The following is a 23,249-nucleotide window of genomic DNA, read 5'->3' as shown; positions in this document are numbered from 1 at the left end:
GCGTACGGGACGCGGGCGTGCGGGAAGCGGCGGCGCCGAGCGCGGGGATGTGCCCCCAGCGCCTGCTGCTGGAGCACGTCACCAGTCGTTGGGGCGTGCTCGTGCTGATCGAGCTGCTGGAGGGCCCGCTCCGCTTCAGCGCGCTGCGGCGGGCGGTGAATCGGCAGGGCGGCCGGAGCGTCAGCGAGAAGATGCTGACGCAGACGCTCCAGACCCTGTGCCGCGACGGGCTGGTCCACCGGGACGCCCGACCGGTGATCCCGCCGCGCGTCGACTACTCCCTCACCGGACTGGGCCGCGAAGCCGCCGTGCAGGTGAGCGCGCTCGCCCGCTGGACCGAGGACCGGATGGCGGACGTGGACGCGGCCCGGCAGGCGTACGACGCCGCCCGGCAGCCGTAGCGCGACGCGGCCCGGCAGCCGTACGACAAGGCCCGGTAGCCGTAAGGCGAGGCCCGGCAGCCGTACGACAAGGCCCGGGGACGCGTTCCCGGGCCCGGTGCGTGAGCGGCGCCGTCCCATCGCGGGACCGTCAGCCGACGACGGTCCAGGTGTCGCCGCCGGCCAGGAGCGCGCCGAGGTCGCCCTCGCCGCGCTGCGCGACGGCGGTGTCGAGCTGCTCGGCCATCAGGGTGTCGTAGACCGGGCGTTCGACGGAGCGGAAGACGCCGACGGGGGTGTGGTGCAGGGTGGCCGGGTCGGCCAGCCGGGAGAGGGCGAACGCCGTCGTCGGGGAGGCCGCGTGGGCGTCGTGCACGAGGACGTCGGCCTCGTTGTCCGGGGTGACGGTGACCGCCGTGAGGTCGCCGGTGGTCCGGTCGCGGACCACGCCGCGCAGGCCGTCGGCGCCGAAGCGGACGGGCTGCCCGTGCTCAAGGCGGATCATGGCCTCCTCGGCGCGCTGTCTGTCCTTGAGGGGGTCGAAGGCGCCGTCGTTGAAGATGTTGCAGTTCTGGTAGATCTCGATCAGGGCGGTGCCCCGGTGCGCCGCGGCCTGCCGCAGCACCTCGGTGAGGTGCTTGCGGTCGGAGTCGATCGTGCGGGCGACGAAGGACGCCTCGGCGCCCAGGGCGAGGGAGACGGGGTTGAAGGGGGCGTCCAGGGAGCCCATCGGGGTGGACTTGGTGACCTTGCCGAGTTCGGAGGTCGGCGAGTACTGGCCCTTGGTGAGGCCGTAGATGCGGTTGTTGAACAGCAGGATCTTGAGGTTGACGTTGCGGCGCAGGGCGTGGATGAGGTGGTTGCCGCCGATGGAGAGGGCGTCGCCGTCGCCGGTGACGACCCAGACGGACAGGTCGCGGCGGGAGGTGGCCAGGCCGGTGGCGATGGCGGGGGCGCGGCCGTGGATGGAGTGCATCCCGTAGGTGTTCATGTAGTAGGGGAAGCGGGAGGAGCAGCCGATGCCGGAGACGAAGACGACGTTCTCCCGGGCCAGGCCCAGCTCGGGCAGGAAGCCCTGGACGGCGGCGAGGACGGCGTAGTCCCCGCAGCCGGGGCACCAGCGGACCTCCTGGTCGGACTTGAAGTCCTTCATGGACTGCTCGGCCTGGGCCTTGGGCACCAGGGACAGGGACTCAAGAGGCATCGCGGGTCTCCCTCAGCGCGGCGGCGAGCGTCTCGGCCTTGAACGGCATGCCGTTGACCTGGGTGCAGGAGCGGACGTCGACCAGGTACCTGGCGCGGATGAGCATGGCGAGCTGGCCCATGTTCATCTCCGGGACGATCACCTTGTCGTAGCGCCGCAGGATCTCGCCGAGGTTCCTGGGGAAGGGGTTGAGGCTGCGCAGGTGGGCCTGGGCGATCGGCTCGCCGGCCGCCCGCAGCCGCCGCACCGCCGCGGTGATCGGGCCGTACGTCGACCCCCAGCCCAGGACCAGCAGTCTCGCCCCGTCGCCGTCGGCGGCGCCCGGGTCGTCGACCGCGACGTCCGCCACCTGGATGCCGTCGATCTTGGCCTGGCGGGTGCGGACCATGAGGTCGTGGTTGGCGGGGTCGTAGGAGATGTCGCCGGTGCCGTCCTGCTTCTCGATGCCGCCGATGCGGTGCTCCAGGCCCGGCGTGCCCGGGATCGCCCACGGCCGGGCCAGGGTCTCGGGATCGCGTTTGTAGGGCCAGAACGCCTCGGCGCCGTCGTCCAGCGTGTGGTTGGGGCGGTGGGCGAACTCGACGCGGAGGTCGGGCAGTTCCTCGGGGTCGGGGATGCGCCAGGGCTCGGAGCCGTTGGCCAGGTAGCCGTCGGAGAGCAGGAAGACCGGGGTGCGGTAGGCCAGCGCGATCCGGGCGGCCTCCAGGGCGGCGTCGAAGCAGTCCGAGGGGGTCGCCGGGGCGACGACGGGGACGGGGGCCTCGCCGTTGCGGCCGAACATCGCCTGGAGCAGGTCGGCCTGCTCGGTCTTGGTCGGCAGCCCGGTCGACGGGCCGCCGCGCTGCACGTCCACGATCAGCAGCGGCAGCTCCAGCGAGACCGCGAGCCCGATGGTCTCCGACTTCAGCGCCACGCCGGGGCCGGAGGTGGTCGTCACCGCCAGACTGCCGCCGAAGGCCGCGCCGAGCGCGGCGCCGATGCCGGCGATCTCGTCCTCCGCCTGGAAGGTGCGCACGCCGAAGTTCTTGTGCCTGGACAGCTCGTGCAGGACGTCGGAGGCCGGGGTGATCGGGTAGGAGCCCAAGTACAGCGGCAGGCCCGACCGGCGGGAGGCGGCGATCAGGCCGTAGGACAGGGCCAGGTTCCCCGAGACGTTGCGGTACACCCCGGGCGGGAAGGCCGCGGCGGCCGGGGCGATCTCGTAGGAGACCGCGAAGTCCTCCGTCGTCTCCCCGAAGTTCCAGCCGGCCCGGAACGCGGCGATGTTCGCCGCGGCGAGGTCCGGCTTCTTCGCGAACTTCGCCGTCAGGAACTCCTCGGTGCCCTCCGTCGGCCGGTGGTACATCCACGACAGCAGACCCAGGGCGAACATGTTCTTGCTGCGCTCGGCCTCCTTGCGGGAGAGGCCGAACTCCTTCAGCGCCTCCACCGTCAGCGTGGTCAGCGGCACCGGGTGCAGTTGGTAGCCGTCCAGCGAGCCGTCCTCCAGCGGGCTCGCCTGATATCCGACCTTGGCCAGCGCACGCTTGGTGAACTCGTCGGCGTCGACGATGATCTCCGCGCCGCGCGGCAGGTCGCCGACGTTCGCCCGCAGCGCCGCCGGGTTCATCGCGACCAGCACGTTCGGTGCGTCCCCGGGGGTCAGGATGTCGTGATCGGCGAAGTGCAACTGGAACGAGGAGACGCCCGGCAGGGTGCCGGCGGGGGCGCGGATCTCGGCGGGGAAGTTCGGCAGGGTGGAGACGTCGTTGCCGAACGACGCCGTCTCCGAGGTGAACCGGTCACCAGTGAGCTGCATGCCGTCGCCCGAGTCGCCCGCGAACCGGATGATCACCCGGTTCAGGCGCCGCACGTCCTTCGTTCCCGCCGCCTCGCTCTGATCCCCTAGGACGGCTCCATCGGCCTGCTCCGTTGGACTGCTGACCTGGCTGGTCACTGAACTGGACCTCCTTCGAGGCGGCTGTGTGGGAACGACCTTTTTATGGTGTATTTCCCGATTCCAACCCTACGACCGTCCGGTTCGCCCACTGTGCGCCACTCGCATGCTGGACGCACCTCTGAGACGGCCCCGTGCCTGATCTGTCCCGCCCGGCGGGTCACCGCCGGGCGATGCGAAGGCCGCCTCCGGGCGGCCCGCCGCCGGACCTCCTCGCCCTCCTTCGGAACGTTCCGCGTGCGCTCCGGCGCCGCGCCCGTGACGGGCCGGAGTCCCTCCCTGACACAGTGTCGGCCGGTCAGGAGTCGAGGTAGGTGAGGACGGCGAGAACACGCCGGTGATCCCCGTCACTCTGCGCCAGACCCAGTTTCATGAAGATGTTGCTGACGTGCTTCTCCACCGCGCCGTCGCTGACCACGAGCTGCCGGGCGACCGCCGAGTTCGTCCGCCCCTCCGCCATCAGGCCCAGCACCTCCCGCTCGCGCGGGGTGAGGCGCGCCAGCACGTCCTGCCTCCGGCTGCGCCCGAGAAGCTGCGCCACCACCTCGGGGTCCAGGGCGGTGCCCCCCTGGGCGACCCGCACCACCGCGTCCACGAAGTCCCTGACCTCGGCGACCCGGTCCTTGAGCAGATAGCCGACGCCACGGCTCGAACCCGCCAGCAGCTCTGTGGCGTACCGCTCCTCCACGTACTGCGACAGCACCAGCACACCGAGGTCCGGATGGTCCTCGCGCAGCCGCACCGCGGCCCGTACGCCCTCGTCGGTGTGTGTAGGGGGCATCCGCACGTCCGCGACCACGACGTCCGGCAGCGCGTCCCGGGCGTGCAGCTTCGCGATGGTCTCGATCAGCGCCTCGGCGTCCCCGACGCCCGCCACGACGTCGTGCCCCCGGTCGGTCAGCAGCCGCGTCAGGCCCTCCCGCAGCAGCACCGAGTCCTCGGCGATGACCACGCGCACTCTGTCCTCCACGTCCCTCGGCCCCCCACAGCCTCGCTCCAGCCCGCTCCGCCGCCGCCGGCACGACGGCGAGAGCCAGCATTCCAGCCTTCGCACCGCGCCGCGCCCAGGCTGGGGGAAGTCAGGGGGTGTTCAGGGTGTGTTCCGAGGGAGATTCCCGCCGATCGTCCGGCGGCCGTCCACCAGTCGTCCGGCGGTCGTCAGGCCGTCGTCCGGCCGTCGTCCGGCCGTCGTCCGGCGGCCGCACCCGGCGGGCGCCCACCGGGTGCGGCCGGTCGCGGGGTTCGCTCCGCCGCTCAGCGCCGCTTTTCCGCCCCGTCAGGGCAGCGCCGCCTCTCCGTGCCGCCGCTCAGCTCCGTCAGGGCAGATCGGCCGTGCGGCACCGCTTCAGCTCTGCCAGGGCAGATCGGCCGTGCGGCACCGCCTCAGCCCCGCCAGGGCAGCTCCGCCGTCACCCGGGTGGGTCCTCCGGCCGGGGAGTCGACGACCATGACCCCGTCGACGGCGTCCAGCCGCTCGGCCAGCCCGGTCAGCCCCGATCCTGCGGAGGCGTCCGCGCCGCCGACCCCGTCGTCCGTGACCTGGAGCAGCAGTCGGTCCGCGCTGCGCCACACCTCCACGTCGGCCGAGCGCGCCCGGCTGTGCTTGCCGACGTTCTGCAACAGCTCCGACACGGTGAAGTAGGCGATGGCCTCGATCGCCGGCGCGGGGCGCTCGGGCAGGTCCACCTCCACCCGCACCGGCGCCGTGCAGCGCGAGGCGAGCGCGGACAGCGCCGCGTCCAGCCCCCGGTCCGTCAGCACCGCCGGATGGATGCCGCGCGCCAGGTCCCGCAGCTCCCGCAGCGCGGTCTTCACCTCGCCGTGCGCCGCGTCCACCAGCAGCGCCGCCGCGCGGGGGTCCTCGGCCAGCTTCTCCTTCGCCACCCCCAGGTCCATCGCCAGCGCTGCCAGCCGGGCCTGCGCGCCGTCGTGCAGGTCCCGCTCGATGCGCCGCAGGTCCGCCGCCGCCGTGTCCACCACGACCCCCCGGTCCGACTCCAGCTCGACCACCCGCGCCGACAGCCGGGACGGTCCCAGCAGCCCGTGCACCAGCACCCGGTCCACCGTCGTCAGCGCCCGGACGATCCACGGGGCGACCAGCGTGAGCAGCAGGCCCACCAGGGCGGTCACCGCGATCTCGAACGGGTTGTCGAGAAAGATCTCGTGGTGCGCGTCCGCGTAAAGCTGGATGCCGCTCTGGCCCGCCCACATCGGGAAGACCCAGAACCACAGCGGGTACGTCAGCAGCGACCAGCCCGTCGTCCAGAAGGCGACCGCGACCCCGAAGGAGAACACCGCCCACGGGAACTGGAGCACGGCGTACAGCAGGGCCCGCCAAGAGGCGCCGCTCCCCAGCACGGCCCCGGTCCAGGCCAGCACGCCGCGGCCGTCGCGTGGACGCAGCGGCGCCGGCTCGGCCACCTCAAGGCCCAGCAGCACCCGCGCCCGAACCCGCTCCAGCACGCCGAACCCGCGGCAGCCCGTCAGCGCCGCCGCCAGCACCGGCACGCCTAGGAACGTCACCAGCAGGCCGGCGCCCAGCGACACCATCGTGACCGCGTAGGCGAAGAGCAGGACGCCGATCGGCAGTCCGAGCAGCACATAGCCCAGCTCCCGCCAGGCGCGGGCCTCGAACGGCGCCCGTAGCCAGGCGGGCGCCCGGCGCCGTCGCACGCCGGGCTCCCCCGGGCGGACTCCGGCCCTGCCGCGCGGCTCGCGTCCGGGGGCGTAGGGGTCGTGCCTGTAGGGGTCATGCCTGTGTGGGTCGCGCTCGTACGTGTCGCGCCCGTGGGCGCCAGGCCCGTACGTGTCACGGCCGTACGTGTCGCCCTCGTAGGCGCCAGGCCCGTATGTGTCGCGGCCGTACGTCTCGCGCCCTGCCGTCTCGCGCCCTGCCGTGTCCCGTTCGTACGCGTCGTCGTAGTCGGTGGCCATCGGTCTCGCTCCCGTCCCCTCGCCCGTCCGCTCGTCCGCCGGTCCGGCCAGCCGCCTGTCCGCTCGTCCGTCTGTCCGGCGTCCGCCGGTCCGGTTGTCCGCCTGTCCGCTCGCCCCTCTGCCGGGCGTCCGCCCGTCCGGCCGTCTGCCTGTCGGACCGCCGCTGGTCACGGCTTCGCTCGTGACCCTGCGCGCGGGTGCTCGCCCCGGCCGGCACGGTGTCCGCTCAGACTGCTCGACCGCAGGTCACGCCCGCCATGGAGCGTGTCGGCATTTCGGGCGGGGGGTTTTCCCTACCTCGCCCCGCCGGAGGCGCCCGTGCGGTCCCGCCAGGGCAGTTCGGCCGTGACCGTCGTCGGGCCGCCCACCGGGGACTCGACGACGAACAGCCCGTCGACCGCGCCCAGCCGGTCCGCCAGCCCCCGCATGCCGCTGCCCGTGTCCAGCCGCGCGCCGCCGACCCCGTCGTCCCGCACCTGGATCAGCAGCCGGTCGCCGGAGCGCCACACCTCGACCGAGGCGGACCGCGCCCGGCTGTGCTTGCTGACGTTCTGGAGCAGCTCCGAGACGGTGAAGTACGCGATCCCCTCGATGGCCTCCGCCGGGCGCTCCTCCAGGTCGGCCGTCACCTTCACCGGCACGGTGCAGCGCGCGGCCGCCGACGACAGCGCCGCGTCCAGGCCGCGGTCGGTCAGCACGGCGGGGTGGATGCCGCGGGCCAGGTCGCGCAGCTCCTGGAGCGCGAGCTTCACCTCGCCGTGCGCCTCGTCGACCATCGCCGCGGCCGCGTCCGGGTCCTCCAGCAGCTTCTCCTTGGCCAGGCCCAGCCCCATGGCCAGATGAACCAGCCGGGCCTGCGCGCCGTCGTGCAGATCGCGTTCGATGCGCCGCAGGTCGGCCGCCGCCGTGTCCACCACGACTCCCCGGTCCGACTCCAGCTCCGCGATCCGCCGCTCCAGCCCGTCGGACGGCGACAGCAGGGCGCGGACCATCGCCCGGTCCACGTTCGCCAGACCGCGCGCGATGAACGGCAGCACCGGCCAGAGCACGAACAGCGAGGTCAGGGTGACGGCGAAGGCGGCGACGCACCAGGGCAGCCGGATCAGGGCGTACAGCGCCGCACGCCAGCCCACCGGGTCCTTCACCGCCAGCCACAGTTGGTTGAACCCTCCCCGCGTGCGGTGCAGCGGCAGCCGGCTCGGCTCCTCCACCCGCACCCCGAGCAGCCTGCGCGCCCGCGCCCGCTCCAGCCTGCCCAGCAGACGCGCGCCCATCAGCCCGGCCGCGAGCAGCGGGAAGCCGACCACCGTCATGGTCAGCGCGCCTCCGGTGACCAGCACGGCCACCGCGTAGACGAAGCCCAGCACCGACACCGGCAGATCGGTCAGGAGATACGCGATCTCCTTCCAGGTGGGCGCGTCGTAGGCGAAGCGGGGCCGCGGCAGACGGTCCGGGCCGTGGTCGTGGTCCGGGCCGTGGTCGTGGTCCCTGCCCTGGCCGTCGTCGTGGTCCTGGTGCTGGTCCCGGCCTTCGTCCCGGTACCGGCCATCGCCCCAGTCCCGGCCCTGGGCTTCGTCCCGGTACCGGTCTCGGTCCCGGTCTTGGCCTTCGCCCTGGTCCCTGTACCGGTCTTGGCCCAGGTCGTGGTCCCGGCGCCGCTCCGCGTGCGGGTCCTCGACCCCGGGCGCCAACGGGCCGGAGGAGGGGATACGTTCGGTCATAGGGGTCAGCGTGCCGTGCGGCGGCCCCCGGGCGCCATGCTGCCGACCGCCCCGGCCCACGGGGGAAAACCCCACCCCGTCCCACCGCGCGACGGACTGCTTACCCGCTCTTTAACAGGGCCTAGACTCCCGTGCGTACCGGTCGTCGCGCATCACGACGGCACGCACGCCAGCGACACGAAGCACACCAGCGACACGAAGCACGCCAGCGACACCGCACACCAGCGACACGCACACCACGAGGCCAGGGAGCGAGGGGACGGGACGATGCCTGAGACGGCGCCGGGAACGGTTCGGGGGACGGACGCCGTCGTCGCGGCGGGGTACTTCCACGCGTACTCCGTCGTCGGGCTGCTCGCCGCGATGGGCGTGCTGTTCGTCGCCGTGGCCTTCGGCGCGGGCCGCCTGCTGCGCCCCGTGGTCCCCACGCCCGAGAAGCTGCTGACCTACGAGTGCGGCGTGGACCCCGTAGGCGAGGGCTGGGCGCACACCCAGGTCCGTTACTACGTCTACGCGTTTCTGTACGTCGTCTTCGCCGTCGACTCGATCTTCCTGTTCCCCTGGGCGACGGTCTTCGCCGCCCCCGGCTACGGCGCCGCGACGCTGGTGGAGATGTTCGTCTTCCTCGGCTTCCTGGCCGTGGGCCTGCTGTACGCATACAAGAAGGGCGTCCTGGCATGGACGTGAACCCCGCCCCCGCCGAACCGGTGTACCTGCCCGAGCCGAAGCGCCTGGGCGCGCTCGCCCGGCTCGCCCCCGAGCCGATGAAGGTCGTGCTGAACTGGGGCCGCCGCTACTCGCTCTGGGTGTTCAACTTCGGCCTCGCCTGCTGCGCGATCGAGTTCATCGCCGCGTCGATGGCCCGCCACGACTTCATCCGGCTCGGCGTGATCCCGTTCGCGCCGGGGCCGCGCCAGGCCGACCTGATGGTGGTGTCCGGCACGGTCACGGACAAGATGGCCCCGGCGGTACGCCGCCTGTACGAGCAGATGCCCGAGCCGAAGTACGTCATCTCCTTCGGCGCCTGCTCCAACTGCGGCGGCCCGTACTGGGACTCGTACTCCGTCACCAAGGGCGTCGACCAGATCATCCCGGTGGACGTCTACGTGCCCGGCTGCCCGCCCCGCCCGGAGGCGCTGCTCCAGGGCATCCTCACACTCCAGGAGAAGATCGCACGGGAGTCGCTGGGGGAGCGGTACGGCGCCGGGTCGGGCCGTCCGTCGGCGGCGGCCCTCCAGAGCGACCTGGTACGGCCGCCGACCCCGGCGCAGCCGGCCGCGGGCGGCGGCGCCGCAACGGATTCGGCCGCGGGTGCCGCCCGCACGAACTCGTCGTCTGCGGGCGGGGCCGCCGACACGGATTCGGCCGCGGGTGCCGTCGAGCCAGGTTCTTCGGCCGCGGGGGCCGCCCGCACGGACTCCGCCGCGGGCGCCGTCGAGCCGGACTCCTCGGCTGCGGGCGCCGCCCGCACGGACTCGTCGGCCGCGGGCGGGGCCGCCGACACGGATTCGGCCGCGGGGGCCGTCGAGCCAGGTTCTTCGGCCGCGGGCGCCGCCCGCACGGACTCGTCGTCTGCGGGTGGCACTGGCACGAACTCGTCGGCCGCGGGTGGCACTGGCACCGGCACGGAATCGGCGGCCGCGGGTGGCGCCGTCGAGACCGACTCCGCCGCGGGCGGCGCCGAGGGGGACGTGCGATGAGCGGGGCCGGCTGGCTGCCCGCTTCCGCCGAGGAGCTGTTCGGGCCTGAGGCCACGGCGGAGGAGTCCTACGAGGTCCTGACGGTCGACGTACCGCCCTCCGCGTGGACGCGGGCGCTGCTGACCGCCCGGGACGAGCTGGGCTGCGCGTACTTCGACTGGCTGAGCGCGGTCGACGAACCGGGTGCCGGCCTGCGCGTCTGCGCCCACGTCGTCGCCCTCGCGCCGGTGCGGCGGCTGCTCGTGCGCACCACGGTGCCGCACGAGGCGCCGACGCTGCCCACGGCCGTGGACGTCTACGCGGGCGCCGCCTGGCACGAGCGCGAGACCCACGAGATGTTCGGCGTCGACTTCCAGGACCACCCGGCCCTGGACCACCTTCTCCTTCCGGACGCCTTCGAGGGCCATCCGCTGCGCAAGGACTTCGTCCTGGCCGCCCGGGTCGCCAAGGCGTGGCCCGGCGCGAAGGAACCGGGCGAGTCGGAGCACGGCGGCCCCAAGCGCCGCCAGATGCTGCCGCCCGGCGTCCCGGACCCCAACGAGTGGGGTCCGCTGAAGGGCAAGCTCCCGGCCGCCCCGGCCCGCCCCGCCCGGGGCGCCGCCCGTCCGGCAGGCGACCGCCCGGCCCGGCGCACCCGCACGGCGGCCGAGGGTTCCGTCGGCCAGTCGACCGAGGCTGGGGCAGCGGCAACGGGAGAGGCCGCTGGGACGGCTGAGGCGAGGAGCGCAGGATCGGTGGGCGCCGCGCGGCCCCCTGCGACTGAGGCCCGGGAAGCGACCGACGCCCGGGAAGCGACGGGCCCCCCGGCACCCGGAGGCGCCGCGGCCAGGCCACGCCGAATGCGCAGCGCCAGCCAGGGCTCGGCGAGCCAGTCAGCAACGGAGGCCGAGGGGCCGACGGGCGCTGACGGCACGCCGAACGCCGAGTCTGCCCAGGCTTCCAAAGAGGCTGGGCCTACGGGCGCTGGAGCTACGGAATCCGCAGCTACGGGCGCCGGGGCCGCCGACGGTCCGGCAAGCGCTGGCGCCATCGACGGTCCGGCGCGGGCTGGCGCGCCCGAGGCCCCTGCCGCAGAGCGTCAGCCGTCGTCGCCGCGCCGCGCGCGCACCGCGTCCGGCGGATCAACCTCGCAGCGTGGCCCCCGACGCGCGCGCAGCGCGAGTGAGGGCTCGGCCTCCCAGCGCGCCGGGGCGACGCCTGACGAGGGCGAGCCCGCGACGCCCCCGGCCTCCCGCAGCTCCGACGCCCCCTGGCACCACGCCCGCCCGGCCTTCGACACCCCCGAACACCAGCCCGAGCCCTCTTCGCCCCCCACGCCGGAACCGCCACCCGAGCAGCCGCGGAGGCCGGAGCAGACGCCCGACGCCGAGCAGCCCGCCGAGCCCGCACAAGCGCCCGTGTCCGCGCCCGAGCCAAGCCCGACGCCCGAGCACAAGCCGGACCGGACGCCTGAGCCCACGCCGGACGGGATCCCCGAGGGGGAGCAAGCCGCCGAGCCCGCGCAGGCGCCCGAGGCTATGACCGCGCCCCACCGGACGCCCGAGCCAGGCCCGTCGCCCGAGTCCGAGCCGGAACCCCAGCCTGACGCTAAGCCAGAGCCGAAACCCCGGCCTGACGCTAAGCCAGAGCCGAAGCCGCGGCCTGAAGCTGGGCCCGACCCCAAGCCCCAGCCTGGCGCTGAGCCCGACCCCAAGGGCCTCTCCGCGTCCCCGTCCGACGACGACCCCCGAGCCCCCGAAGGAGGCACGCAGTGAACGGCGCTGTCGACGTCGCCCTGCGACTGGTGATCGTCTTCGCGGTCTTCCTCACCTTCCCGCTGCTCGTCGGGCAGACCGAGCACAAGGTGATGGCCCACATGCAGGGCCGCCTCGGCCCGATGTACGCCGGCGGCTTCCACGGCTGGGCCCAGCTCGTCGCGGACGGGGTGAAGTTCGCGCAGAAGGAGGACGTGGTCCCGACGGGCGCGGACCGCCGGGTCTTCCAGCTCGCCCCCGCCGTCGCCCTGCTGCCGTACCTGCTCGTCCTGCTCGCCGTCCCGATCGGCCCCGGCGAGGGCGCGGTCGGACAGGTCCTGGACGCGGGCGTCTTCTTCGTGCTCGCCGTGATGGGCGTCGGCGTGCTCGGCTCGCTCATGGCCGGGTGGGCCTCGGCCAACAAGTTCTCCCTCCTCGGCGGTCTGCGCACCGCCGCCCAGCTCCTCTCCTACGAGCTGCCGATGCTGCTCGCCGCCGCCTCGGTGGCGATGGCGGCCGGCACGGTCTCGCTCACCGGCATCCTCGACGCCTTCCACTGGTGGTGGCTGCCCTGGCAACTGGTCGGCGCCCTCGTCTTCTTCACGGCTGGCCTCGCCGAACTCCAGCGCCCGCCCTTCGACATGCCCGTCGCCGACTCGGAGATCATCTTCGGCGCCTACACCGAGTACACCGGTCTCCGCTTCGCGCTGTTCCTCCTCGCCGAGTACGCCGGGATCGTCGTCCTGTGCGGCCTGACCACCGTCCTGTTCCTCGGCGGATGGCACGGCCCGTGGGGCGCCGAGGGCCTCGGCTGGGTGTGGACGCTGGTGAAGACCGCCCTGCTGGCCTTCGTCGTCATCTGGCTGCGCGTCACCTACCCCCGGCTGCGCGAGGACCAGCTCCAGAAGTTCTCCTGGACGCTCCTCGTCCCCCTCTCCCTCGCTCAGATCGCCCTCACCGGCGTCGTGAAGGTGGTGCTCCTCTGATGGCCCCCATCCCCGGCAGCGGTCTCGCCAAGGGCCTGGCCGTCACCCTGCGCACGATGACCAAGAAGACCGTCACCGAGCAGTACCCGGACACCCTGCCCGACCTGCCGCCGCGCACCCGCGGCGTCATCGGCCTGTTCGAGGAGAACTGCACGGTCTGCATGCTGTGCGCCCGCGAGTGCCCGGACTGGTGCATCTACATCGACTCCCACAAGGAGACGACGCCGGCGGCCGTGCCCGGCGGCCGCGAGCGCAGCCGCAACGTCCTCGACCGCTTCGCCATCGACTTCTCCCTGTGCATGTACTGCGGCATCTGCATCGAGGTGTGTCCCTTCGACGCCCTGTTCTGGTCCCCGGAGTTCGAGTACGCCGAGACCGACATCCGCGACCTCACCCACGAGCGCGACAAGCTGCGCGAGTGGATGTGGACCGTCCCGGCGCCGCCCGCCCTCGACCCGGCCGCGGAGGAGCCCAAGGAGATCGCCGCCGCCCGCAAGAACGCCGACAAACTGGCAGCCGAGCAAGTCGCCCAAGCCCAGCAGGCCGAGCAAGCCGCACAGGCCGAGCAGACCGCACAGGCACGGCAAGCCGCACAGGCCGAGCAGACCGCACAGGCACGGCAAGCCGCACAGGCCGAGCAGACCGCACAGGCACGGCAAGCCGCACAGCCGGAACAAGCCGCCCCGGCCGAGCACGCAGGGCAGACCGAGCCCACCGCGCCCACCGCGCCCACCGGGCCGACCGAGCCCACCAAGCGGGCCGACCCCACCGACCCCACCGACCCGCAGGGAGGACCGCGGTGAGCCTCGCCGCCGCACACCCCGGCTTCCTCTCCCCGAGCGGCGTCGAGATCGCCTTCCTCTTGGTCGGCGTGGCCACCTTCGGCGCCGCGGTCGTCACCGTCACCACCCGCCAACTGGTGCACGCCGCCCTGTGGCTGGTGGTCGCCCTCGGCGGCCTCGCCGTCGAGTACCTCCTGCTCACCGCCGAGTTCATCGCCTGGGTGCAGGTGCTCATCTACGTCGGATCCGTCGTCGTCCTCCTGCTGTTCGGTCTGATGCTCACCAAGGCCCCCATCGGCCGCTCCCCGGACGCCGACTCGGGCAACCGCCCGGCCGCCCTCGTGGTGGCCCTCGCCGCCGCTGCCGCCCTGGTCTGGGTGGTCGTCGACGCCTTCCGCACCACCTGGATCGACCTGGACGGCGCCGCGGGCTCGACGAAGGTCACCGGCGCGAGCCTCTTCCAGTACTGGGTGCTGCCCTTCGAGGCGCTCTCCGTCCTGCTCCTCGCCGCCCTGGTCGGCGCGATCGTCCTGTCCCGCAAGGCGAAGGCGAACACGGACGCCGCCGCCTCCCAGGACCCGGAGACCCGCTCCGGGCAGGCCGCCGAGGAAGGCGCCCGCTGATGCACCTCGCCTATCCCGCCGTGCTCTCCGCCCTCCTGTTCTGCACCGGCCTCTACGGCGTCCTCGCCCGCCGCAACGCCGTCCTGGTGCTGATGTCGGTCGAGCTGATGCTCAACGCCGTCAACCTCAACCTGGTCGCCTTCGACGCCTGGCTCAGCCGGACCGCCGCCGACACCCTGCACTCCGGCCAGGCCCTGACCCTGTTCACCATCACCGTCGCCGCCGCCGAGATCGGCATCGGCCTGGCGATCGTCCTCGCCGTGTACCGCGACCGCGGCACCTCGGACATCGACCGGCTCCGCGACGCGGCCGAGGGCCCCCACGAGCCCGACGACCCCGACGACCCCAACGACCCCAACGACGAACCAAGCGGCGACGCCGCCGCGGCCGCGCAGGCCGACGAGAAGGCAGAGGCCGCCACGTGACCACGCCCTCCCTCGCCGTCCTCGCCGCTCTCGTCCCCCTCCTGCCGTTCCTGGCCGCCGCGGCCGGACTGCTGCTGGGACGCACCGCCCCCGGCTTCGTCCGCCCGCTCGCGGTCCTGCCGACCCTCGCCTCCCTCGCACTGGCCTCCCTGGTGGCCGCCCGCCAAGGCGGCGGCCGGGCGATCGACGCGGCGTCCGAACTGACGCCCACCGGCTCGGTCCCCGTCCAACTCGCCCTGCACATCGACGGCTTCGCCGCGCTCACCGCCGTCCTGGTCGGCCTCGTCGCCACCTGCGTGCAGATCTACTCGACGGGCTACCTGCGCGAGGACCCGCGCTACCCCTCCTACGCCGCCCTGGTCTCCCTGTTCACCTCCGCGATGCTGCTCGTCGTCTACTCCGGCGACCTGATGGTGCTGCTGGTCGGCTGGGAGGTCATGGGCATCTGCTCCTACTTCCTGGTGGGCCACTACTGGGAGACCCCGGAGGCCCGCGCCGCCTCCCTCAAGGCCTTCCTGGTCACCAAGCTCGGCGACGTCCCCTTCCTCATCGGCCTGTTCGCGCTCGGCACGGCCGCCGGATCCTTCAAGATCACCACGATCCTCGGCGCCGTCGCGCACGGCGGCCTGCACCACCCCACCGTGATCGCCCTGCTGCTCCTGGCCGGCGTGGCGGGCAAGTCCGCGCAGTTCCCCCTGCACACCTGGCTCCCCGACGCGATGGCCGGCCCGACGCCCGTCTCCGCGCTGATCCACGCCGCGACGATGGTCGCCGCCGGCGTCTACTTCGTCGCCCGCCTCCTCCCCGTCTTCGAAGCCTCCACGGCCGCGATGACCGTCCTCGCCGTCATGGCCGCCGTCACGATGGCCGGTTCGGCGCTCGCCGCCCTCGCCCAGGACGACATCAAGCGCGTCCTCGCCTACTCGACGATGGGCCAGCTCGGCTACATGACCGGCGCGCTCGCCGTCGGCGACCGTGGCGCCGCCGTCTTCCACCTCCTGTCCCACGGCGCCTTCAAGGCGCTGCTCTTCCTCGCCGCGGGCGTGGTCATCCACGCCGCCGGCACCAACTCGCTGGCCGCCATGTCCCGCATGGGCCGCCTGCGCGACCGCGTCCCCGACGCCTACTGGACGATGACCGTCGCCCTCCTCGCCCTCGCCGCGATCCCGCCCTTCAGCGGCTTCTTCTCCAAGGAGTCCGTCCTCGCCGCCGCCGAGCGCGCCGCCGCCGGACACACCGGCCACGCCCCCGGCGCGGCCGGATGGATCGTCCTCGTCGCCGGCCTCCTCACCGCCCTGCTGACCGCCGCGTACGCGCTGCGTCTGTGGCTGCTGGCCTTCCGCGGACGCGGACCCGAGGCCCCCGACCACGGCAGGCAGCCGCTCGCCATGAACACCGTCCTGTGGGTGCTCGCCGTGCCCTCCCTCGCCTCCGGCGGACTCGCCTACCGCGTCCTGCCCCACTGGTTCGACGGCCGCGACCTGACCCCCACCCTGAGCACCTCCGTCCTCGGCACCGGCCTGGCCCTCGCCGGCGGCGTCGCCGCCTACGCCGCCTGGCGGCACACCACCGCCCTCGCGGCCCGCGTCCCGCTCGGCGCCGTGGCCGCCCACCCGGAGGGCGACGCCGGACTCGTCGAGGCCGAGGCCATCGCCACCCACCGTCCCGCGTACGGGGACATCGCCTACGCACCCGACCCCGCCGACCCCGGACGCCTGCTGCTCGGCCCGCTGCACCGGCACGCGGCCGCCGGCTTCCACCTCGACGCCGTGTACGCGGCCCTCTTCGTCCGCCCGGTCCTCGCCGCGGCGGACCTCGTGCGGTTCCTCGACCGCGAGGTCGTCGAGACCTACGTACGCGGCGCCGGGGCGCTGCCCCGGCTGCTCGGGGCCGCCGTACGGCGCGCCCAGACCGGCAATGTGCAGACCTATGTGAGCGCGCTGCTCGCCGGCACCGTGATCCTCGCGGTCGCCGTCGTCCTCGTCGCCACGGGAGCGTGAGCAGGCGTGATCGATATCAGCGAGTCCGTGATGCAGTTCCTCCTGGCGTTCGTCGTCGTCGGCCCGCTCCTCGGGGCGCTCGCCGCTCTCCTGCCGGCCCCGCCCGGACTGAAGGGGACGTCGCCCGAGCAGGCCGTGCTGCGGCACGGCGTGGCCGTGACCGGCGCGGTGCTCCTGGCCGCCCTCCTCCTCGCGGCCGGCTTCGACCACGACCACCCCTCGAAGATGCAGGCCACGACCGACATCAGTTGGATCCCCGCACTCCACGTGCGCATCCACCTCGGCATCGACGGCATCTCCCTCCCCCTCGTCGTCCTGAGCGCGCTGCTGACCTTCCTCTGCGCGCTGTACAGCTACTTCAAGCAGCCCCCGGGCCCGAGCCCGAAAACCTTCGTCGCCCTGCTCCTCCTGCTCGAGTCCGGCACGCTGGCGACCTTCTCCGTCCTCGACCTGCTGCTGTTCTTCCTCGCCTTCGAGACGGTCCTCGTCCCGATGTACTTCCTCATCGCCCGCTGGGGCGGCGAGAACCGGCGGGCCGCCGCCTGGCGGTTCATCCTCTACACCCTCCTCGGCTCCGTGGTCATGCTGCTCGGCCTGCTCCTGATCGGGATCAAAGCGGGCACTTTCGACATGGTCGCACTCGCCACTGACAACGGCCGGTCGCTGACCGCTTCCGTGCAGGTCATCGCCGTTCTGGCGATCGGGATCGGGCTCGCGGTCAAGAGCCCGATGTGGCCCCTGCACAGTTGGCTTCCCGACGCCCACACCGCCGCCCCGACCGTCGGCTCGGTCCTGCTGGCCGGCGTCCTGCTGAAGATGGGAACGTACGGCTTCGTCCGGATCCTGCTCCCCGTCGCGCCGCACGGCTTCCACACCTTCGCGCCCTACCTCGCCGCCCTCGCCGTCGTCGGGATCGTCTACGGATCGCTGGCCTGCCTCGCGCTCGCCAAGCGCGGCGCGCGAGGCGACCTGAAACGGCTGATCGCCTACTCCTCCGTGGGCCACATGGGCTTCGTGCTCCTCGGCATCGCCACCATGACCCCGACCGGCGTGAACGGCGCCCTGTTCGCCAACATCGCCCACGGCCTCATCACCGGCCTGCTCTTCTTCCTGGTCGGCGCCCTCAAGGACCGCACCGGCACCGCCGACCTGGACACCCTGGCCGAGGGAACCGGCGCCGCCCTGTACGGCAGGGCGCCGCGCCTGGGCGGCCTGCTCGCCTTCGGCGCGGTCGCCTCGCTGGGGCTGCCCGGCCTGGCCGGCTTCTGGGGCGAGATGCTCGCGCTGTTCGGCGCCTTCCGGCCCGCCGCCGGCCTCAGCCGCCCCGCCTTCCTCGTCTTCACGGCGATCGGCGCCTTCGGCACCCTCCTGACGGCCGCGTACCTGCTCTCCGTGGTCCGCCGCGTCTGCATGGGCTCCGTACCGCGGCAGGCCCCGGCCCTCGCCGACGTCCGCGGCTACGAGTTCGCGGCCTGGACGCCGCTGGTCCTGCTCACCGTCCTCGCCGGGCTCTGGCCGAGGACCCTCCTCGGGCTCACCGGCCCGGCCGTGCAGCATCTCCTCGCAGGAGGCACCCGATGAGCGCCCTGGCCCCGCCGCTGGCCGCGTCGGCGGTCCAGTCCGTCGACTGGCTCGCCGTCGCGCCGCCCGCCCTCACCGCGGTCACCGCCCTCGCGGTCCTGGTGGCCGACCTGTTCGCACCCGAGCGGCGCAAGCCCCTCCTCGGCTGGACCGCGGTCGCCGGACTCGCCGCCTCCGCGCTCATGCTGCTCCCCCTCCTGGACGGCCGCCGCAGCACCTTCTGCGCCGCCGGGCGGCCCGACGCGTGCAGCTACACCGCCGACCACTTCACCCTCGTCATCCAGTTCCTGGTCCTCGGCGGCGCCCTCCTCGCGGCCCTGCTGTCGGTCACCGCGCTCAAGGACGCGCGCGGGGGACTGCCCGAGGGGGAGTACTGGTTCCTGCTGCTGTCCTCCGCCGCCGGCGCCGCGCTGCTGCCCGCCTCCCGCGACCTCGCCACCCTGATCGTCGCCCTGGAGGTCGCCTCCCTGCCCGCCTTCGCCCTCGTCGGCCTGCGCCACGGCGACCGCAGATCCTCCGACGCGGCCCTGAAGTTCTTCCTGTCCTCGGTCACCGCCACCGCCGTCAGCCTCATGGGCGTCAGCTTCGTGTACGCCTCCACCGGCACCCTCTACCTGACCCAGATCGCCGGCCGCCTCCCGCACGTCGACGGGCAGCTCCACACCCTCGCCCAGACCGGCGTCGTCCTCACCCTCGTCGGCTTCGCCTTCAAACTGGCCGCCGTCCCCTTCCACTTCTGGGTGCCTGACACCTACGTGGGCGCGCCCCTGCCCGTCGCCGCCTACCTGTCGGTCGTCGGCAAGGCGGTCGGCTTCACCGGGCTCATCCTGGTCACCGTCGTCGCGTTCCCCTCCTACGCCGACGTCTGGGGCCCGGCGCTCGCCGTGCTCGCCGCGCTCACCATGACCGTCGGCAACGTCGGCGCCCTGCGCCAGCGCGGCACGCGCGCGTACAGCGCGGTCCGGCTGCTCGCCTGGTCCTCCGTAGGGCAGGCCGGCTACCTCCTGGCGCCGATCGCCGCCGCCGGATACGCCGAGCACCCCCAGAGGGCCGTCGGTTCCACCGTCGCCTACGCCCTGATGTACGCCGCCGTGAACCTCGGCGCCTTCGCCGTGGCGGCGCTGGTGGGCCGCGCCAGGCCCGGCAACCGCGTCGCGGACTACCGCGGCCTGTACGCCGCCCACCCGCTCGCCGCCCTCCTCCTGGCCTTCTTCCTGCTGTGCCTGGCCGGGCTGCCGCCAGGCGTCATCGGCCTGTTCGCCAAGGTCACCGTCTTCTCCGCGGCCGTCGACGCGGGCCTCGGCTGGCTCGCCGCCGTCATGGCCGTCAACGTCGTCATCGCGTTGTTCTACTACCTCCAGTGGACCGCGCTGCTGTTCCGGGCCCCCGAGGGCGAACCCGTCCGGCGCCGCGTCCCGGCCCCCCTCACCGCCGCGCTCACCCTCACCGGCCTCCTGGGCGTCGCCCTGTCCGGCGCGCCCCAGCTCGTCCTGCGCTTCGCCGCCAGCGCCCTGTTCTGACCCCCGCACACTCGGACCCGCACACTCGGACCCGCACACCCGGACCCGCACACCCGGCCCGCACACCCCGACCCGCACACCCGATCCGCCCGCGGCGCGCGGCGCCCTGCCCGCCGTGACCGGCCCTTACGGTGCTTCCTTCCGCCCTGGCGTCATCCCGCGCGCGGGCGGGCATCCGCTCTCCAGCGCGCGTGCCCGCCCGGTGTCCCGCTCACCCGGACGGCCCACCCGGACGGCCCGCGCGCGGCCGACCACGCCGGGAACCCGGAGCCCTCGCCTGGCGTTGACCGGTTCAGAAGGGTCCACTGGAACGTGACACCACGACACCGGTGGCGACAGCAGCAAGCGAGGGGTTCCTCTGCCGCACCACTTGGAGGGCGTACCGTGCACCGCCGGCACAACGGGCTCAAGACCGCAGTACTCCTCGGGGTGCTGTCCGCACTCATCATCGGGATCGGCAGCGCCTTCGGCCGTACCGGGCTGATCGTCGCGGTCCTCGTCGCCCTCGGCACCAACGCATACGCGTACTGGAACAGCGACAAGCTGGCACTGCGCGCGATGCGCGCCCGCCCCGTCAGCGAGTTCGAGGCCCCGGCCCTGTACCGGATGGTCCGCGACCTCTCCACCCAGGCCCGCCAGCCGATGCCCCGCCTGTTCATCTCCCCGACGGAGGCGCCCAACGCCTTCGCCACCGGCCGCAACCCGCGCAACGCCGCCGTGTGCTGCACGGAGGGCATCCTGGGCCTGCTCGACGAGCGCGAGCTGCGCGGCGTCCTCGGCCACGAGCTGAGCCACGTCTACAACCGCGACATCCTGATCTCGTCCGTGGCCGGCGCACTCGCCTCCATGATCATGTTCCTGGTGAACTTCGCCTGGCTGATCCCGGTCGGCCGCTCGGACGACGACGACGGCCCCGGCCTCCTCGGCATGTTGCTGATCATGCTGCTGGGTCCGCTCGCCGCCTCGCTCATCCAGCTCGCGATCAGCCGCTCCCGGGAGTACCAGGCCGACGAGTCCGGGGCCCGGCTCACCGGCGATCCGCTCGCCCTCGCCGGCGCCCTGCGCAAGCTGGAGGCGGGCGTCCAGCAACTGCCGCTGCCCCCCGAGCCGAAGATCGAGACCGCGAGCCACATGATGATCGCCAACCCCTTCCGTCCGGGCCAGGGATTGTCGAAGATCTTCTCGACGCACCCGCCGATGGCGGAGCGCATCGCCCGACTCGAGCAGATGGCAGGCCGCCCCTCATGAAAACCCTCTTGAACGTCATCTGGCTGGTGCTGAGCGGCTTCTGGCTGTTCCTCGGCTATCTGCTGGCCGGTGCGCTGCTGTGCGTGACGATCATCGGCATACCCTTCGGCGTCGCCGCTTTCCGGATCGGCGTCTACGCGCTGTGGCCCTTCGGGTACACCACGGTCGAGCGCCGCGAGGCGGGCGCCCCGTCCTGCGTCGGCAACGTCCTGTGGCTGGTGCTGGCGGGCTGGTGGCTGACGCTCGCGCACATCGCCACCGGGATCGCGCTCTGCGTGACGATCATCGGCATCCCGTTCGGCATCGCCAACTTCAAGCTGATCCCGGTCTCCCTGCTCCCGCTGGGCCGCGAGATCGTCCGAACGGACCAGCCCTTCGCGACGCGGTGACCGCCGTGCGCAACCGTGGGAGGTGACCGCGGCGTCCTCACCGGCGACACGGTACGAACGCGCGTGCGGAGCGCGACGGCGGGTGACACGACGACGGGTGTCTGCCAGTCGTCAAGAAGGGCAGGTTCAGGGCATGGGCATCATCAGTTGGATCATCCTGGGACTGTTGGCCGGGGCCATCGCGAAAATCCTCCTGCCCGGACGCGACCCGGGCGGCTTCATCGGCACGACCCTCATCGGCATCGCCGGCGCCTTCATCGGCGGCTGGATCTCGGCGCGCTGGCTGCACCACCCGGTCTCCCAGCACTTCTACGACGGCGCCACCTGGGCCGCGGCGATCGGTGGCTCGCTGGTGCTGCTGATCGCCTACCGGATCCTGTTCGGCAACTCGCGCGACTGACCGCAGCAGGCAGGCCCGCCTGGGCGGCGGCAGAGCACACGAAGCAGCGGCCGCCTGAGCGGCGGCAGAACGCGTGAAGGGCGGGCGCCCACCGGACGCCCGCCCTTGACGCGTACCGGGGCTACCGGTAGTTCACGAACTGGACGGCGAAGTCGAAGTCCTGGCCCTTCAGCAGCGCGATCACAGCCTGGAGGTCGTCGCGGCTCTTGGAGCTGACCCGCAGCTCCTCGCCCTGGACCTGGGCCTTGACGCCCTTGGGACCCTCGTCGCGGATCAGCTTGGCCACCTTCTTCGCGTTCTCCTGGGAGATGCCCTCCTCGATCGAGGCGAAGATCTTGTACTCCTTGCCGGACAACTGCGGCTCGCCCGCGTCCAGGGCCTTCAGCGAGATGCCCCGCTTGACCAGCTTGGACTCGAAGACGTCGAGCACCGCCTTCACCCGGTCCTCGGAGTTCGCCTCCATGAGGATCTTCTCACCGGACCACGAGATCGAGGCGCCCACGCCCTTGAAGTCGTAGCGCTGCGAGATCTCCTTGGCGGCCTGGTTGAGGGCGTTGTCGACCTCCTGCCGCTCGACCTTCGAGACGATGTCGAAACTGGAGTCGGCCATGTCCTGTGGCTCCTTGTATCGGGGTCTGTCGGGCACGCACGGGGGAGCCGTGCGCGCTGTGCGGGGGCGGGCGTGGGGTAGCCGTCGAGCCGGGCTGTCGGGTCCCGGCCCGCATCCGCCCCAGCCTAGTGCTGTGGCCGGAATGCTTCACCGGCTCGCGACGCCCGGCCCGGTTCCCGGCACGGCGCCTCACCGCGTCGCCGCGCCCTCCGTCCGCGGCGGCGGCCCCGTCCGCGGCGCAGATCAATCGGGTGGCGAAGCACCCTCCCGCATCAGGTATCGTTTACGTCGTTGCCGAGAAGCACCGCCGAAAGGCGGTTCGAACGGCAGCAACCCCCGGCGGTGTGCCCGAGCGGCCAAAGGGAGCAGACTGTAAATCTGCCGGCTCAGCCTTCCCAGGTTCGAATCCTGGCGCCGCCACACGGGAACAAGGGGCCCGTGACCTGCTCAAGCAGCAGGTCACGGGCCCCTTGTCGTGTGTGGGCTGGTTGGCGGGGATGGCCCTGCTCTTCGGCGAGAGGGGGCCGCCCTTTCGCTGTGCTATGGAGTATGAGGTGGGCATGACGGACGAACGCCCGCGTGAGCGCGGGGCAGAGAGCGGCTGGAGGCGCCGCCCGTGGGGGCGCTATCTGGTGATCCTCGGTGTGTCCGCGCCGGTCTACGGACTCGGCGCTGTGGCTTCTCACGTGCTGGTGGGCACGTCTTGGGGCTCCGCGTTGATTACGGCGGTCTGTCTCGCGGTGTTCCTGCCCGCGTGGATGCTGTGGTGGACCGGGCGGACAAGGGGCGAGTGAGCGCGGTGGCGATGAGCGTCAGCAGCCCGCCGCACACGACGAGGAGCCCGACCCCCCAGCGCGCGACGTTCGTCGGCGAGCAGGTCGTAGGCCGGTCCGGTCGGCACGGCGACTGCCTTGCCCAGGGCGGCAGTTACGGGACGGCCCTCGGCCGCCTTGGCCTGCCGGCCCTCGGCGTGGGCGGCGTCGGCGTCTGCACCCGGTGGCCGGGCGAACGTCCGACGCCGGCAGGGCCGTACAACGGCAATTCCGCGTTCGTCGAATGCATTTTCGCGTAGGTGGG

Annotated in this window: 20 protein-coding genes, 1 tRNA gene and 1 pseudogene; 16 read left to right on the top strand and 6 right to left on the bottom strand. The window is 73.0% G+C overall.

Annotated features, from left to right (window positions below; translation table 11 throughout):
* The first annotated feature begins 47 nt into the window (after positions 1-47).
* Entirely contained in the window at positions 48-401 is a 354-nt protein-coding gene (locus ABZ861_RS13030; protein ID WP_361628657.1) for a helix-turn-helix domain-containing protein, read from the top strand.
* Between the two features lie 130 nt (positions 402-531).
* Here ABZ861_RS13030 and ABZ861_RS13025 read toward each other — a convergent pair whose 3' ends face one another.
* The 5 genes from ABZ861_RS13025 to ABZ861_RS13005 form a co-directional block, all read right to left on the bottom strand.
* Positions 532-1,584 carry a 2-oxoacid:ferredoxin oxidoreductase subunit beta gene (locus tag ABZ861_RS13025; protein ID WP_361628301.1) on the bottom strand — a complete coding sequence of 351 codons (1,053 nt, stop codon included), beginning with the start codon at positions 1,582-1,584 and terminating at the stop codon, positions 532-534.
* Complete coding sequence (locus tag ABZ861_RS13020) at positions 1,574-3,520, bottom strand: 2-oxoacid:acceptor oxidoreductase subunit alpha (RefSeq protein ID WP_361628298.1); 1,947 nt, start codon at positions 3,518-3,520, stop codon at positions 1,574-1,576. Before ABZ861_RS13020 ends, ABZ861_RS13025 begins: the two co-directional genes overlap by 11 nt.
* Before the next feature lie 298 nt (positions 3,521-3,818).
* Positions 3,819-4,478, bottom strand: coding sequence for a response regulator transcription factor (locus ABZ861_RS13015; RefSeq protein WP_361628654.1), 660 nt, complete (start codon positions 4,476-4,478; stop codon positions 3,819-3,821).
* A gap of 425 nt (positions 4,479-4,903) precedes the next feature.
* Positions 4,904-6,454: a sensor domain-containing protein gene (locus ABZ861_RS13010; protein ID WP_361628295.1), complete on the bottom strand. Its 1,551-nt coding sequence runs from the start codon at positions 6,452-6,454 to the stop codon at positions 4,904-4,906.
* Between the two features lie 293 nt (positions 6,455-6,747).
* Positions 6,748-8,175, bottom strand: coding sequence for a sensor domain-containing protein (locus ABZ861_RS13005; protein WP_361628292.1), 1,428 nt, complete (start codon positions 8,173-8,175; stop codon positions 6,748-6,750).
* Between the two features lie 267 nt (positions 8,176-8,442).
* Between ABZ861_RS13005 and ABZ861_RS13000 the strand changes: the two genes are divergently transcribed.
* The 13 genes and pseudogenes from ABZ861_RS13000 to ABZ861_RS12940 all read left to right on the top strand — a co-directional run bounded on the left by ABZ861_RS13000 (position 8,443) and on the right by ABZ861_RS12940 (position 21,562).
* Positions 8,443-8,862, top strand: coding sequence for an NADH-quinone oxidoreductase subunit A (locus ABZ861_RS13000; protein WP_361628289.1), 420 nt, complete (start codon positions 8,443-8,445; stop codon positions 8,860-8,862).
* Positions 8,853-9,443 (top strand): annotated as a pseudogene (locus ABZ861_RS12995) (NADH-quinone oxidoreductase subunit B family protein); the annotation flags it as partial. The gene ABZ861_RS13000 and the pseudogene ABZ861_RS12995, both read left to right, overlap by 10 nt.
* A 428-nt stretch (positions 9,444-9,871) precedes the next feature.
* Positions 9,872-11,629 (top strand): NADH-quinone oxidoreductase subunit C, encoded by a 1,758-nt coding sequence (locus tag ABZ861_RS12990; protein WP_361628286.1) that lies wholly within the window; start codon positions 9,872-9,874, stop codon positions 11,627-11,629.
* Positions 11,626-12,594 (top strand): complex I subunit 1 family protein, encoded by a 969-nt coding sequence (locus tag ABZ861_RS12985; protein WP_361628283.1) that lies wholly within the window; start codon positions 11,626-11,628, stop codon positions 12,592-12,594. Before ABZ861_RS12990 ends, ABZ861_RS12985 begins: the two co-directional genes overlap by 4 nt.
* The gene (locus ABZ861_RS12980) at positions 12,594-13,397 is read left to right on the top strand and encodes an NADH-quinone oxidoreductase subunit I (protein WP_361628280.1); all 804 of its coding nucleotides are present in this window, start codon (positions 12,594-12,596) and stop codon (positions 13,395-13,397) included. Before ABZ861_RS12985 ends, ABZ861_RS12980 begins: the two co-directional genes overlap by 1 nt.
* Positions 13,394-13,999, top strand: coding sequence for an NADH-quinone oxidoreductase subunit J (locus ABZ861_RS12975; RefSeq protein ID WP_361628277.1), 606 nt, complete (start codon positions 13,394-13,396; stop codon positions 13,997-13,999). Before ABZ861_RS12980 ends, ABZ861_RS12975 begins: the two co-directional genes overlap by 4 nt.
* Complete coding sequence (gene nuoK, locus ABZ861_RS12970; protein ID WP_361628274.1) at positions 13,999-14,424, top strand: NADH-quinone oxidoreductase subunit NuoK; 426 nt, start codon at positions 13,999-14,001, stop codon at positions 14,422-14,424. The genes ABZ861_RS12975 and nuoK overlap by 1 nt, the downstream gene beginning before the upstream one ends.
* A complete protein-coding gene (locus ABZ861_RS12965) occupies positions 14,421-16,424 on the top strand; it encodes an NADH-quinone oxidoreductase subunit L (RefSeq protein WP_361628271.1) in 2,004 nt (667 codons plus the stop codon). The genes nuoK and ABZ861_RS12965 overlap by 4 nt, the downstream gene beginning before the upstream one ends.
* A gap of 6 nt (positions 16,425-16,430) precedes the next feature.
* Positions 16,431-18,005 carry an NADH-quinone oxidoreductase subunit M gene (locus ABZ861_RS12960; protein ID WP_361628268.1) on the top strand — a complete coding sequence of 525 codons (1,575 nt, stop codon included), beginning with the start codon at positions 16,431-16,433 and terminating at the stop codon, positions 18,003-18,005.
* Positions 18,002-19,525 (top strand): NADH-quinone oxidoreductase subunit N, encoded by a 1,524-nt coding sequence (locus ABZ861_RS12955; RefSeq protein ID WP_361628265.1) that lies wholly within the window; start codon positions 18,002-18,004, stop codon positions 19,523-19,525. Before ABZ861_RS12960 ends, ABZ861_RS12955 begins: the two co-directional genes overlap by 4 nt.
* Before the next feature lie 384 nt (positions 19,526-19,909).
* Positions 19,910-20,773, top strand: coding sequence for a zinc metalloprotease HtpX (gene htpX, locus ABZ861_RS12950; RefSeq protein ID WP_361628262.1), 864 nt, complete (start codon positions 19,910-19,912; stop codon positions 20,771-20,773).
* The gene (locus ABZ861_RS12945) at positions 20,770-21,162 is read left to right on the top strand and encodes a YccF domain-containing protein (protein ID WP_361628259.1); all 393 of its coding nucleotides are present in this window, start codon (positions 20,770-20,772) and stop codon (positions 21,160-21,162) included. Before htpX ends, ABZ861_RS12945 begins: the two co-directional genes overlap by 4 nt.
* Positions 21,163-21,295: 133 nt before the next feature.
* Complete coding sequence (locus ABZ861_RS12940; RefSeq protein ID WP_361628256.1) at positions 21,296-21,562, top strand: GlsB/YeaQ/YmgE family stress response membrane protein; 267 nt, start codon at positions 21,296-21,298, stop codon at positions 21,560-21,562.
* Between the two features lie 121 nt (positions 21,563-21,683).
* On the opposite strand, the gene ABZ861_RS12935 is transcribed toward ABZ861_RS12940, so the two are convergent.
* Positions 21,684-22,172, bottom strand: a complete 489-nt coding sequence (locus tag ABZ861_RS12935; RefSeq protein ID WP_361628253.1) for a YajQ family cyclic di-GMP-binding protein — start codon at positions 22,170-22,172, stop codon at positions 21,684-21,686.
* Positions 22,173-22,510: 338 nt separating this feature from the next.
* Here ABZ861_RS12935 and ABZ861_RS12930 point away from each other — a divergent pair.
* A tRNA-Tyr gene (locus tag ABZ861_RS12930) sits at positions 22,511-22,592 on the top strand.
* A 334-nt stretch (positions 22,593-22,926) separates the two neighbouring features.
* Positions 22,927-23,244: a hypothetical protein gene (locus ABZ861_RS12925; RefSeq protein WP_361628250.1), complete on the top strand. Its 318-nt coding sequence runs from the start codon at positions 22,927-22,929 to the stop codon at positions 23,242-23,244.
* Positions 23,245-23,249 lie beyond the last annotated feature (5 nt).

It is taken from the genome of Streptomyces sp. NPDC046985, from assembly GCF_040644415.1.
GTDB lineage: Bacteria > Actinomycetota > Actinomycetes > Streptomycetales > Streptomycetaceae > Streptomyces.
Note: the sequence above shows the minus strand (reverse complement) of the source record. Positions and strands in the feature narration are given on the sequence as shown.